Consider the following 12570-nt stretch of genomic DNA (forward strand, 5'->3'; position numbering starts at 1 on the left):
CAAGCGGGCATGCGTGGCCCGCTCTTGTGTGACAAGCATAGGTTGTCTATACAAGCAAGTCAACCGCTTTTGGCTTACTTTTTCTCAAACACCCGCTTGCCCGCCAGCCACGTCTGCAGCACCTGCGTCTTGCCGATCACCGCCGGCGCCACGGTAAACAAATCCTGGTCCACCACGATAAAGTCGGCCCATTTGCCCCTCTCCAGGGTACCGATCACTTTTTCCTGGTGCCCCGCCCATGCCGCGTCGAGCGTAAAGCAGCGCAGCGCTTCGGTGACCGTCATCGCCTGCTGCGGATACCAGCCGCCAGCCGGCAGGCCTTCATTGTTCTGCCGCGTGACGGCCGCGTGGATGCCCTCGAACGGATTGGGCGACTCGATCGGAAAATCGGAGCCGCAGGCGATGCGCGAGCCCTGCTGGAGAAAGGTGCGCCAGGCATACGCGCCCTTGATGCGTTCGGGACCGACGCGCTGCTCGGCCATGTTCTGGTCGGACGTCGCATGCGTGGGCTGCATCGACGGCACGATGCCCAGGCTCCTGAAGCGGGGAATGTCGGCCAGCTGCACCACCTGCGCATGCTCGATGCGGTGGCGCAGTCCCACATTGTTGTACTGTTTGATCAGCGCCTGGTAGCCGTCGAGCAGCTGGCGGTTGCCGGCGTCGCCGATGGCGTGCACATTGACCTGGTAGCCGGCGCGCATGGCCTTGTCCATCCGCGCGCGCATGGCGGCGTCGTCATGAAACAGCAGGCCGCGCGTCTCGGGCGCGTCGCTGTACGGTTCGATCAGGGCCGCGCCGCGGCTGCCCAGCGCGCCGTCCGACAGCAGCTTCACGGCGCGCAGCGCATACAGGTCGTGCGCGTAGCTGTTCAGGGGGCCGTTCTGCGACAGCGCATCGAAGTCCGCCGTGGTGTCGAAGATCATGCCGTACACGCGCACCGTCAGCTTGCCGTGGTCGGCATAGTCGCGGTAGAGGCGGTCCTGCGCCACGTCGATGCCGGCGTCGTGCACGCTGGTCAGGCCCGCTTGCGCCAGCTGCGCCAATGCGCCGTCCAATGCCGCGCGATTGTCCGCCTCGCCCGGCTTCGGCAGCACCTTGTCCATCAGCTCCATCGCGTTATCGACCAGGATGCCGGTGGCATTGCCTTGACCGTCGCGCACGATCTTGCCGCCGGCCGGGTCTGGCGTGTCGCGCGTGATGCCGGCCAGCGCCAGCGCGCGGCTGTTGGCCCAGCCGGCGTGACCGTCGACGCGGCGCAGCCAGACGGGCCGCGCGCTTTCCGCCGCATCGAGTTCCAGGGCCGTGGGAAAACGGCCCAGCTTCCAGATTTCCTGGTTCCAGCCGTTGCCGATCACCCAGCCGCGTTCGGGATGCGCGCGCGCAAAGTCGCCGACTGACTTGACGGCGGCATCGAGCGACGAAGAACCGTACAGCATCACGCCGCTGGCAATCGCGCCCAGGCCAAATACGTGGCCATGCGCGTCGATCAGTCCCGGCAGCACGGTCTTGCCCTGCACGTCGATATGCGTGGCGCCTTTGGCCGCCTTGCGCGCCACCTGCGCACCAGTACCGACGGCAACGATCCTGCCGGCGTCGTCAAACGCCAGAGCACTGAAGCGCTGCAGCTTGCCGGCAGCAGTCAAGGTATAGCCGTTGGCGTTGTCGATCACGGTATCGGCGCGCGCGGCGCCAAAGGCGGCCAGGCAGGCCACCGCGATCAGGCTACGGTGCAGTTGCGGGACGGGCATGTCATCTCCAGGTCGTCAAAGAAAAGACGAGTGTATAGAAATGCACAAAATGGTCAATCAGGCATGGCAGCGCGCACGGGCTGGCGCAGCATCAGCCAGTAGTCTGCGCCCGTGATGGCTTCCGTATGGCGCCCCGCTACCTCGAAACCGAGCCGGCCGTAGAACGGCAGGCTGCGCTCATTATAGGTTTCCAGGAAACACACGGCGCCGGCCTGGTCGACGGCCGCCAGGCCGGGCGCCAGCACCGAGGCGCCCAGCCCCCTGCCCTGCGCCTCTGGCGCAATGCCGGCTATCGACAGGTACCAGGCGTGCTGCAGATCATGCTGCGCCAGCGCGTGCTCCATGTTCTCGACGATGGCCGCAAAGTTGGCGAAGCCCTGTGGTCCCAGCAGCTCGCGCAAGGCCGTTTCGCGCTGCGCATAGGCGGCCTGGCGCAGCGGCAGCGGCGTATTGGTGGTCCAGATGGCGGCACCATTGCCGGCACTGTCGGCCAGGTCGACGCGGCCAGCCTCGAACCCTTCGACCAGCGCCAGCTCGAAATAAGTGGTCAGCATGGCCAGGCGCGCCGCTGCGTCGTCACCGCACGCCACCGTCACGCTGCGGTAAAACGGGTCGCTGATCAGGGCTTGGGCCAAGCTGTTGGTGGCGGCATGGGTTTGCCGTGAGGTATCGGGCATGGACTGTCTCTTTCGTGTGGAGTGATGGCATCCATCTTAACGCAGCGCCTGGCCGCTTGCGCTGTATCAATGAGCCCTTGCCCTGCCCCGCCTACGCTGGCGTTTTACCACGGGGCACGCCATGACCCGGCACCACGTGATCAGTACCACCGGCTGCGATGTGTTTTACGCACTCGTCACGCACTACCGCGACAGCTTGGGCGCGCGCTTCGACAGCATGGTCGTCACGTATTCCGACGGCGGCAAGCCGGTGCTGGGCGCCGCCCTGCGCGATGCCACAAGCGGCTGCGAAATGCACCGGCGCGCCGGCCAGGCCGGTGAATGCTGGTGCTGCGGCCACGACGAGCAGCTGGAATTCGTGTCGCAAACGGGCGTGCCGCTGGCGCATGCCGATTACAGGATCAGCGTCAGCAATGGGGAGACGTGGACGGGAACGACGGATGCCAGGGGCCGCACGGAGCGCATTACGAGCAAGCAGGAAGAAAAAATTACGGCAGTAGAATTCTTTCCACCAGAAGACAGTTTTCAGTGCTGCGCCTCCTCGGCTAGCCAAGTGAAACCGGCGAGCGTCAAAGTAGAGTTGCAAGACATGATAACGACGGACACCGAGGTCGGAACATCAGTAAAAAAGATCAAAATCGACAGCAAGACCAGGTTACTGACTCAAGACGAGATCGACATGGCATGGATGATCTTCGAAGATGCTGTTGACTATAGCAAGGTCAAGATCATAGCAGACCATATTTATGGCTGTTTCAACCGGAAAACATAGTCATGACCCCGAATGGAGAAATGTATTTTCATGAGTCGCGTTCCCAGGAAGATTTTTCTATCACAGAGAACAAACTGCGTCATTTATTCATTCATGAAATGGTTCATGTTTGGCAATATCAAATGGGTTATCTGGTAAAAATGCGCGGTGCAATCCGGCTTGGACTGGACTACAACTACAAACTCTCGTCCAAAAACAAACTTGCTGACTACAACATGGAGGCACAAGGAGATTTATTAGCTGATTACTATGCGTTGAAATACTTGAAAGATCCTCCAACTATGCGCCAGGAGCAATATGCTAATGACCAAGCACTTTATGAAGAAGTTCTTAGTGATTTTTTTGTCGATAGGAAAAGTAAAAAAAACCTACCTGGTGGCAATATCGAGCGTCCTCCTATGGTCGATATCCCTTGATGCGCCAGCGAGATCTCGCATCGCTGATGCAGAAGTAATGTCGGTTGATGGCCTGCCATGCTTCACCATCTCCCGCGCAGAAGAAAGCCGCAATGGCCAGCCATTGTTGGGAGCATTAAGTATTTCAGATCTGTCGGGCAAACCAGCCAGGGATATATGGAGCTTTTTCATGACCGGTGGCAGAAAAATCCCCCTCTCATCGAAAAGCTGTCTGCGGTATGGCGAACTTCCCGAGGGAGCAACCACAGCGGCCGGCATGCCTGCGCCTGAATTGCACACTGGAAGGGTCTACAGCATCTTTCTCAATGGCAGACCAAATGATCCTTCCGATCCCACCTATGGCTACAGGGGAAAATTTTGCATTGCAACTAAGGCCGACGGCGGACAGCAAGTTATCATGATCACCAGCGATATGCAGGCGTGGCGAGACGAAGTCTGCCCAAATCCCACACCATTAAAATAAGGCCACCCATGCCCCTGCGTCCATCCCTGTTATTGACCCTCTTTTTCCTGGCCAGCATGAACGCCGGCGCCACCTCGCGCATGGGCGAAGCGGCAGTCGTCACCGAGGAAGGGCTGCCCTGCTTCAAGATTGCTGACGAGGAAGAACGAAAGCGCGGCAGAACCAGTCTGAAGATGCTGATCATCAGTGAAAAGTCGGTCGACGGCTGGCAGGATATCTGGACCGTCATGTTTCCGAACGAATCGTTTGGCGATCCGGCCTACCGCCTGCCCAAGAACGCCTGCCTACGCTACGGCCAGGCGCCGGCCGGGGTCGAGGCGAGCGATGCCAGGCCGCTACAGCCAGGCAGGAGCTACGATGTTTTCTTCATGGGACGACCACCTTCCGCCTCCGACCCCACCTCGCGTTATGGTACACAATTTTGTGTACTTGCCACCGCCACAGATGGCCTGCGCGCGGTACAGTTGACACACGATACGAGCACCAGCATGGACCCGGACTGCGCAAGGCACGCGGCGCCCAAATAAGCCGCGCTATTCGCTCTCCTGTTTCGCTGGCGCCCTGAACCACTCCTCCGGCGGCACCACCTGCGACTGCTGCGGGTCGGCCATATAGTGCGGCGACACCATCTGCACGCCGAATTCGTTGAACACATCGATGATATTCTGGTGCAGCTGGTTCAGCACTTCGGCGCGCTGGCGCGGCACCTCGGCGCTGGCACAAGCGACCAGCCGGTATTGCACATAGTAGTCGTGCAGCGCCAGCTGCATCACATAAGGTTTCGGCGTGCTGGACAATTCGGTGGTGCGGGCGGCGGCCAGCTCCAGCATGGCGTGCACCTGGCGCCAGGGCGTGGCGTAGCCGATGGTGACACTGGCGTCGAGCACGAAGCCGCCGCCGGGCTGGGCGCGCGAGAAATTTTTCGTCGTCTGCGACATGATCCAGGCGTTCGGCAGCGCCACTTCTTCGCCCAGGCCCGTGCGCAGGCGCGTCTCGAACATGCCGACCTCGACCACCGTGCCTTCGCTCTCGCCCACGCGCACGTATTCTCCCTTGCGCAGCGCGCGCGTGTACATGAGGATCAGGCCGCTCGCGCCCTGGCCGACGATGCTCGACGCGCCGATCGACACCATCAGGCCGACCAGCACCGACAGGCCCTGGAAGGCGGCCGTGTGCGAACCGGGCAGATACGGATACGCCATCGCCAGCGCGAACAGCCAGATCACCACGCTGGCGATGCGGCGCGTCGGCAGGGCCGTGTCCTGGTCCAGCCAGCCGATCTGCAATTGCCCGCTTTCCACGCGCTTGAACAGCGACGCGGCGGTGGCCGCCACCAGGCGCGCGATGGCGAAGATCACGCATACCAGCACCAGGCCCGGCAAGGCGCCGAAGATGGCCTGGGCCACATCGCCGGCCACCTCCAGCAGATAGCCACTGAGGCGCTCGCCCCAGGCGCGCGTGTACGGAATGCTGCCCAGCACGAAGGCCAGCCACAGGTAGATCGCCATCAGGCGCAGGCCCCACAGCACGGCGCTCAGCAGCTGGTAGGCAAACGCAATGTAATGTTCGGCGTCGAGCACGCGCACGTTTTTCAGGCGCACGTCGCGCAGGCGCGAAGCGAGCAATACGCCGCTGCGGCGCCGGGCCCAGCGGTGCAAGCGGGTCAGGCCCAGCCAGACCAGCCAGAACGCCACGGTGGCGGCCAGGCAGATGCCGGCGGCGATCGCCAGATAATGCCAGCTGTTCTGCTCGCGGTGATCCTGCACCGCCTTGGCCAGCTCGCCGGCAGCCGCCATGGCCACGCTTTCGGTGCTGTCGCCGGCCAGCTGGTTGATATCGCCGGGCAGCACCACAAACAGCTGCACGCCGTCGAGCAGCACTTGCGTGCCTTCGGGAATCATGTGGGTGGTGGCCTTGTAGGCGCCGTGCCTGGCTAGCACGCCGGCCAGCCTGCGCTGCGCACCGGCCGCCCGCTCTTCGGGCAGATAGCCGGCCAGGGTGGCGCGAAACACGAATACCTTGCGGTTGGCAAACATCAACGGCGCGGTTTTTTCCACCTTGGCTTCCGCCTTGCCGGCGGCCAGCGCCAGTGCCGGCGTCGACGACTCCTCGGCATGGACGCAAGGCAAAAGAAAAATGGTCAGTAAACACAGCAGGCGGAAAAACGCGGACATGGCAGGCAAAAAAATCAATACAGGGAAGCAGCCATCATGCCACGCCTTCAGCTGGCGTCATGAAAAATGACGCCCAGTGTATGGCGCAGTCCGCTGCGCACGCGCGACACGCCATGGCGCATGCTGACGCGGTAACTGCCGCGCACGCCATTGACGGGACGTTGCGCGACGGGAAAGATGACGGCGTCGCCCTGCTGCAAGGGCACCACTTCCACGCGCGACTGCATGCGCGGGCGCTGTTCCGTCAGCACGAACTCGCCGCCCGTAAAATCCTCGTGCGGGCGCGACAGCAGCACGGCCAGTTGCAGCGGAAACACATGCTCGCCGTACAGGTCCTGATGCAGGCAGTTGTAGTCATCGGCCCGGTAGCGCAGCAGCAAGGGCGTGGGCCGTGTTTGCCCCGCCGCATGGCAGCGCGCGAGGAATGCGTCATGCTCAAGCGGAAAACGCAGATCAAGGCCCAGGCCGGCCTGCCAGCGATTGGCGATCGCCGCCAGCGGCCCATACAGCAGCGTGCGCAGGGCGGCCACCGGCTCGGGCAGCGGATAGGCAAAATACTGATATTCTCCGCGCCCGTAGCCATGGCGCTCCATCACCACGCGGCTGCGAAAATGTTGTGGCTCGTCATACTGCGCCGCCAGTGCCGCACAGGCGGCCGGCGCCAGCAGATCCGGCACCACGGCGCAGCCATGGCGGTTCATGTCGTCTTCGATGCGCGGCCAGTCCAGTGTCATTTGCCCGCCTCGCGGTCGAGCAGCTGCTGCTTGCGCTCCACGCCCCAGCGGTAGCCGGACAGCGCGCCATCGTTGCGCACCACGCGGTGGCAGGGAATCGCCACCGCCAGTGGATTGGCGGCGCAGGCGCCGGCCACGGCACGCGCACCGGTGGGCACGCCGATGCGCCGCGCCAGTTCCGCATAGCTGACGGTGCTGCCGGCGGGAATCTCGCGCAGCGCCTGCCACACGCGCTGCTGGAACGCCGTGCCGCGCACGTCGAGCGGCAGGTCCAGTCCCAGGCCCGGCGCTTCGACCAGGCCGATCACCCTGGCGACCGTTTCTTCATAGTCCAGTTCGGCGCCGCGCAGTTCGGCCTGCGGAAAGCGGTCCTGCAGGTCGCGCAGCAATGCTTCCGGATCGTCGCCGAGCAGGATGGCGCACACGCCCCTGTCGCTGCTGGCCACCAGAATCGCGCCCAGCGAACATTCGGCAAGCGCAAAGCGGATCACGGCGCCGCTGCCGCCGGCGCGAAACGCACCCGGCGTCATGCCCAAGAGGCCCCGCGTGGCGGCATAGAAGCGGCCGCTGGAATTGAAGCCGGCCGCATACAGCGTGTCGGTGACGGAACCTGGCTGCGCCAGGCCCGCCTTGACCCGTTCGCCGCGGCGCGCCGCCGCGTAGGCTTTCGGCGTGATGCCCGTGTGCGCCTTGAAGATGCGGTGAAAATGAAAGCGGCTGATGCCGGCCGCCTGCGCCAGCGTGTCGAGATCCGGCATGGCGTCGCTGGCATCGATCAGGCGGCAGATGTTCGCCACCATGGCCGCCTGGCGCTCGGCCAGCGGTGGCTGGTCGGGCTTGCAGCGCAGGCAGGGGCGAAAGCCGGCCGCTTCGGCCTCGGCGCAACTGGCATGGAAGGCCACGTTGGCGCGCAGGGCCGGACGCGCCGCGCAGGAGGGGCGGCAATACACGCCGGTGCTGCGCACCGAGTAATAAAACCGGCCGTCGGCGCCGGCATCGCGCTGCTGCACCGCGGCCCAGCGCGTTTCGTCGTTCATATAAGGATGGTCCATGATGCGCTCCCTGCTTTATCGATGACTGGCCGCCATCATAGCCAGCGGCGCGCTGCGCCACACTCCGCCGCTTGCTTTTGAATTCCGGGGGCAGCGGCAAGGCGCGCCGGCGGTGCTAAAATCGGCCATCGCGCCGCCATGGGGCCACGCGGTGCGCTTCGGAGAGACAGCATTGGACGACCAGATTACACAAGAACATACGCCCATTTTCCAGCGCATCAAGGATTTTCTGCTGGCCGGCATCGCCGCAGGCCGCTGGAAGGAAGGCGACGTGATTCCTTCCGAACAGGCGCTGGTGAAACAGTTTGGCGTGTCGCGCATGACGGTCAACCGCGCCGTGCGCGAACTGACCAGCGAACAGGTGCTCACGCGCCGCCAGGGTTCCGGCACCTATGTGGCGCAGCAAAAATACCAGGCCACGCTGCTGGAAATCAAGAGCATCGCCGATGAGGTGCGTGCGCGCGGCCATGTCCACCGCAGCAACCTGCAACTATTGGAACGCGTCAAGGCGTCCGACCTGATGGCCAAGCAGTTCGGCCTGGCACCCGAGCAGCCGCTGTTCCACTCGCTGATCGTGCACTTTGAAAACGGCGTGCCGATCCAGGTGGAAGACCGCTGGGTCAATCCGGCCTGCGCGCCGGACTACATGACGCAGGATTTTTCCGTCATCACGCCGAACGAATACCTGATGGCGGCCGCGCCGCTGCAAGGCGCCAACTACAGCATCGAGGCGCTGTCGGCGCCACGCGATATTGCCGAGATGCTGGCGATCGACATGAAACAGCCCTGCCTGGTGCTGCGCCGCCAGACCCGCTCGGATGGCAAGATTGCCTCGATTGCCACCATGTGGCATCCGGGACACCGCTATCAGTTTGCCGGCTCGTTCACCTGAACTGGCGCTGTCAATACCATGAGTTGCCCTGTTTCTTTCTCTCCGAATCTCACCAAGGCATAAAAATTTGATGATTCCGTGAGGAAAAAAACGCCTTTCCCGCATTGTGTGAAGTTAAATAGTCGGCATAAATTTTCAGTGCTATAGTTGCCGCCAGAACGGCAGGCAGGCATGGCGCCATCCCGCCCTGAAGCACGATCCCGTCCAATCCAAGCCGCTGAAAGGGATGCATTTGCCGCATCGCAGCCTCACGAGATCCAGCGCACAACGCCTCTGCCGGCTTGCGCTGCGTCCGTTCGCCCGTACGCTGCTGGCGTGTGGCTTGCCGCTGCCGGCGCTGGCGAGCCCGGCGGGCGCGGCCGCAGCTGATGCACGGTTGTGGCCGTATGTGGCGGCCAGCGCCACGGCCCTGGCCGGCATCGCTTGCTGGCAAGCATGGCGGCTGCGCCGGCAACTGCAGGGCGCGCATGTCCAAGGCGCCGGCACGCAGGCGGCGCAAGCCTTGCAGGGCGCCGCGCTGGCCGGCTGGTCCTGGCAGCGCGACGGCGACCGGCTCAGCCTGTCCAGCCTGTACCGCACCATGCTGGGCGACAAGAAGGCCGGCCTCGAACATACCCTGGCCGACTGGCTGGCCGAAGTGCACCGCGACGACCGCACGCGCCTCGGCAACGCCTTCCGCCAGCATTTCGATGGCCAGGCAAGCGCGCCCATCAGTTGTGAATTCCGCCTGCGCCACAGCGACGGGCAATGGCGCTGGCTGCTGCTGCGCGGCGCGGTGCTGGTGCGCGCCTCGGACGGCACGCCGGTGCAGGCCAGCGGCATCGTCTGCGACATAGCCGAACGCAAGCTCGACGAACAGGCACGCATGCGCTGCATGCTGGAAGCGGCGCCCGAAGCGATGCTGATTGCCGATATCGACGGGCGCGTGCACTACGCCAACCAGATCGGCGCGCGCTGCTTCGGCTATCCGCTGGCCGACATCGTCGGCCTGTCGCTGGAACAGCTGGTACCGGAAGGCACGCACAGCCACGCGGCGGGCGATCCGCATTCGCGCTACAGCCTGCCCGGCCGGGTGATGATGGCGCGCCGCCGCGACGGCTCGCACTTCCCGGCCAAGGTCAGCCTGTCGCCGCTGCAGATGGCCGGCCATCAATATTCCATCGTCTCGCTGCGCGACATGACCCAGCGCCAGCGCGCCGAGGAAGCGCTGCACGCCAGTTCCGAACGCTACCGCCTGATCGTGCAGACGGCCGCCGAAGGCATCTGGATGACCAACAGCAGCGGCCTGACCACCTTTGTCAATCCGAAGATGGCGCACATGCTGGGCTATACGGTGCAGGAGATGCTGGGCCGCCCGCTGCTCGACTTCATGGACCGCGACAGCCAGTTGCTGATGCAGCGCCGCCTCGACAGCCTCGGCAACCTGTCCAGCCAGCCGGACCAGGTCGATTTCCGTTTCTTTCGCAAGGACGGCTCCAGCATGTGGGGTTTGCTGGCCAGCAGCAGCATCCAGTCGGACAATGGCGAGCCGGGCGGCACGCTGGCGATGATTACCGACATTACCGAGCGGCGCCAGGCGTCGATCGCGCTATCCAACTCCAGCCAGCGCATGGCTTCCGTATTCGGCGCCGTTACCAATGGCCTGGTGGTGCAGAACAGCGACGGCCATATTCTGGAAAGCAATGCGGCCGCCGAACGCATGCTGGCCGCCAGCCGCGCCGGCAGCAGCCTGTGGCAAGCCTGCCGCGAAGACGGCTCGCCGTTCGATCAGCGCAGCCATCCGGTGCATATCACCCTGTCGACCGGCCAGGCGATGCGCGATGTGGTAATGGGCGTGCAGCAGCTGGACGGCAATCTGTGCTGGCTGTCGGTGAATACCGAAGCCATCCGCGACGAATACGGCAAGGTGGGCATGATGGTGGCCAGCCTGACCGATATTACCTATCACAAGCGCAGCGAGAGCACCTTGCGCGAACTCAATGAACACCTGGAAGAGCGCGTGGCGCAGCGCACCAAGCAGCTGGACCAGGCCAAGCAGGTGGCCGAGGAAGCCAGCCTGGCCAAGGGCCAGTTCCTGGCCAATATGAGCCATGAAATCCGCACGCCGATGAATGGCGTGATCGGCATGGCCTACCTGGCCCTGAAAACCGATTTGGAGCCGCGCCAGCGCGATTATCTGGAAAAAATCCGCTTTGCCGGCGAGCACCTGCTGGGCATCATCGACGACATCCTCGACATTTCCAAGATCGAGGCGGGCAAGCTGAAGATCGAGCATGTCAACTTCAGTTTCGACCACGTCATGCAAACCCTCACTACCGTGGTGGCGCCGCGCGCGGCCGGCAAGAACCTGGAACTGGTGTTCGATATCGACCCGCAATTGCCGCCGATCCTGGTGGGCGACCCCCTGCGCCTGGGCCAGGTGCTGATCAACTACGCCAATAACGCCATCAAGTTCAGCGAAAAAGGCAGCATCACCGTGATCGTCAAAAAAGTGATCGGCGACGACAGGCACTGCCTGGTGCGCTTCGAAGTATGCGACCACGGCATCGGCCTGTCGCAGGACGAGATGAGCAGATTGTTCCAGTCGTTCCAGCAGGCCGACACCTCGACCACGCGCGAATATGGCGGCACCGGCCTGGGCCTGGCGATCAGCAAGCAGCTGGCCCAGCTGATGGGGGGCGAAGTGGGGGTCGACAGCCGTCCTGGCCTGGGCAGCACCTTCTGGTTTACGGCCCGCCTGGGCATCTCGACCCAGAGCGCGCCGGCCCTGCTCGACACCATGCTGCAGACGGCGCAGGCGATGCGCGCCAGCGCCGACGCGGCCCTGGTGATGAGCGCACTCAAGCATGCGCGCATCCTGCTGGTGGAAGACAATACCTTCAACCAGCAGGTGGCGCTGGAGCTGCTGGAAGAAGCGGGCGCCTCGGTATGCCTGGCCAACAATGGCGTGGAAGCACTGGACCTGCTGCGCCAGGCGCAGTTCGACTGCGTGCTGATGGACGTGCAGATGCCGCTGATGGATGGCCTGGAAGCCACCCGCCTGATCCGCGCCGATCCGCGCCTGGCCCAGCTGCGCGTGCTGGCCATGACGGCCACCGCCACCAGCGAAGACCGTGTACGCTGTCTCGACGCGGGCATGGACGACTTCATTTCCAAACCGATCCAGCCAGCCATGATGTACCAGACCATTGCCGGCTGGCTGCCCACGCGCGAGGCGCCGCCGGCGCCGGTGCGCCCACGCAGCGCGCCCGCGTTCAAGACCACGCTGGCCGGCGACCCGCAGGTGGTCGACCTGTCCATCCTGGCCAAGTTGCTTGGCTACAACCCGCAAAAAGTGCGCAAGTTTGCCTTCAAGTTCCTGCAGACCACGCAGGACGGCTTTGCCGACATCGAGGCGGCGCTGGCGCGCGGCGACGTGGCCCAGGCGCGCGAACTGGGCCACCGCATCAAGTCGTCGGCGCGCACGGTGGGCGCACTGGGCATGGCGGACCTGTGCCACAGCCTGGAAACGCTGCCGCCAGGCGAGCCAGCCGACGAAGCTGAACAGGCCGGCCAGATCGTCAGGCGCCTGTGGCCGCTGCTGGAGCAGATTACCGAGCAGATCATGAATAACACCAGCTTTGCCAACGACGACTGAAGGAT

General features: G+C 63.9%; 11 protein-coding genes. 6 read left to right on the top strand and 5 right to left on the bottom strand.

The window, feature by feature from the left end; translation table 11 throughout:
• Positions 1 to 74: 74 nt before the first annotated feature.
• Positions 75 to 1748 carry an amidohydrolase gene (locus tag RTQ46_RS03320; RefSeq protein ID WP_312434589.1) on the bottom strand — a complete coding sequence of 558 codons (1674 nt, stop codon included), beginning with the start codon at positions 1746 to 1748 and terminating at the stop codon, positions 75 to 77.
• Between the two features lie 53 nt (positions 1749 to 1801).
• Positions 1802 to 2425 (bottom strand): GNAT family N-acetyltransferase, encoded by a 624-nt coding sequence (locus RTQ46_RS03325; RefSeq protein WP_312434590.1) that lies wholly within the window; start codon positions 2423 to 2425, stop codon positions 1802 to 1804.
• A 121-nt stretch (positions 2426 to 2546) separates the two neighbouring features.
• Here RTQ46_RS03325 and RTQ46_RS03330 point away from each other — a divergent pair, with 121 nt between their 5' ends.
• Genes RTQ46_RS03330 through RTQ46_RS03345 form a run of 4 tightly spaced genes read left to right on the top strand, consistent with a single transcriptional unit; the run spans position 2547 to position 4603 of the window.
• Positions 2547 to 3197: a hypothetical protein gene (locus tag RTQ46_RS03330; protein ID WP_312434591.1), complete on the top strand. Its 651-nt coding sequence runs from the start codon at positions 2547 to 2549 to the stop codon at positions 3195 to 3197.
• A gap of 2 nt (positions 3198 to 3199) precedes the next feature.
• Positions 3200 to 3613, top strand: coding sequence for a hypothetical protein (locus RTQ46_RS03335; RefSeq protein WP_312434592.1), 414 nt, complete (start codon positions 3200 to 3202; stop codon positions 3611 to 3613).
• 37 nt (positions 3614 to 3650) lie between these two features.
• A complete protein-coding gene (locus RTQ46_RS03340) occupies positions 3651 to 4076 on the top strand; it encodes a hypothetical protein (protein ID WP_312434593.1) in 426 nt (141 codons plus the stop codon).
• Between the two features lie 8 nt (positions 4077 to 4084).
• A complete protein-coding gene (locus RTQ46_RS03345; protein WP_312434594.1) occupies positions 4085 to 4603 on the top strand; it encodes a hypothetical protein in 519 nt (172 codons plus the stop codon).
• A gap of 6 nt (positions 4604 to 4609) precedes the next feature.
• Here the strand turns inward: RTQ46_RS03345 and RTQ46_RS03350 are convergent, their stop codons facing one another.
• From RTQ46_RS03350 to ada, 3 genes are read right to left on the bottom strand one after another with little or no spacing between them, the layout of a single operon-like run.
• Complete coding sequence (locus tag RTQ46_RS03350; protein WP_312434595.1) at positions 4610 to 6250, bottom strand: mechanosensitive ion channel domain-containing protein; 1641 nt, start codon at positions 6248 to 6250, stop codon at positions 4610 to 4612.
• Positions 6251 to 6297: 47 nt separating this feature from the next.
• Positions 6298 to 6984, bottom strand: coding sequence for a 2OG-Fe(II) oxygenase (locus RTQ46_RS03355; RefSeq protein ID WP_312434596.1), 687 nt, complete (start codon positions 6982 to 6984; stop codon positions 6298 to 6300).
• Positions 6981 to 8036 carry a bifunctional DNA-binding transcriptional regulator/O6-methylguanine-DNA methyltransferase Ada gene (gene ada, locus RTQ46_RS03360; RefSeq protein ID WP_312434598.1) on the bottom strand — a complete coding sequence of 352 codons (1056 nt, stop codon included), beginning with the start codon at positions 8034 to 8036 and terminating at the stop codon, positions 6981 to 6983. Before ada ends, RTQ46_RS03355 begins: the two co-directional genes overlap by 4 nt.
• A gap of 172 nt (positions 8037 to 8208) precedes the next feature.
• Here ada and hutC point away from each other — a divergent pair, with 172 nt between their 5' ends.
• Together hutC and RTQ46_RS03370 are read left to right on the top strand one after the other, a co-directional pair.
• On the top strand, positions 8209 to 8928 hold the full coding sequence (gene hutC, locus RTQ46_RS03365) for a histidine utilization repressor (protein ID WP_312434776.1): 720 nt from the start codon (positions 8209 to 8211) through the stop codon (positions 8926 to 8928).
• A 322-nt stretch (positions 8929 to 9250) separates the two neighbouring features.
• Complete coding sequence (locus RTQ46_RS03370) at positions 9251 to 12565, top strand: PAS domain S-box protein (RefSeq protein WP_312434599.1); 3315 nt, start codon at positions 9251 to 9253, stop codon at positions 12563 to 12565.
• Positions 12566 to 12570: the final 5 nt, after the last annotated feature.

The sequence above is a fragment of the Janthinobacterium sp. genome (assembly GCF_031995485.1).
Taxonomy (GTDB): Bacteria; Pseudomonadota; Gammaproteobacteria; order Burkholderiales; family Burkholderiaceae_D; genus Janthinobacterium.

Coding starts and splice junctions, on each gene's coding strand:
- RTQ46_RS03340 (WP_312434593.1), top strand. CDS start 3,651: ATGTCGGTTGATGGCCTGCCATGCTTCACCATCTCCCGCGCAGAAGAA.
- ada (WP_312434598.1), bottom strand. CDS start 8,036: ATGGACCATCCTTATATGAACGACGAAACGCGCTGGGCCGCGGTGCAG.
- RTQ46_RS03345 (WP_312434594.1), top strand. CDS start 4,085: ATGCCCCTGCGTCCATCCCTGTTATTGACCCTCTTTTTCCTGGCCAGC.
- RTQ46_RS03330 (WP_312434591.1), top strand. CDS start 2,547: ATGACCCGGCACCACGTGATCAGTACCACCGGCTGCGATGTGTTTTAC.
- RTQ46_RS03355 (WP_312434596.1), bottom strand. CDS start 6,984: ATGACACTGGACTGGCCGCGCATCGAAGACGACATGAACCGCCATGGC.
- RTQ46_RS03320 (WP_312434589.1), bottom strand. CDS start 1,748: ATGCCCGTCCCGCAACTGCACCGTAGCCTGATCGCGGTGGCCTGCCTG.
- RTQ46_RS03325 (WP_312434590.1), bottom strand. CDS start 2,425: ATGCCCGATACCTCACGGCAAACCCATGCCGCCACCAACAGCTTGGCC.
- RTQ46_RS03335 (WP_312434592.1), top strand. CDS start 3,200: ATGACCCCGAATGGAGAAATGTATTTTCATGAGTCGCGTTCCCAGGAA.
- RTQ46_RS03350 (WP_312434595.1), bottom strand. CDS start 6,250: ATGTCCGCGTTTTTCCGCCTGCTGTGTTTACTGACCATTTTTCTTTTG.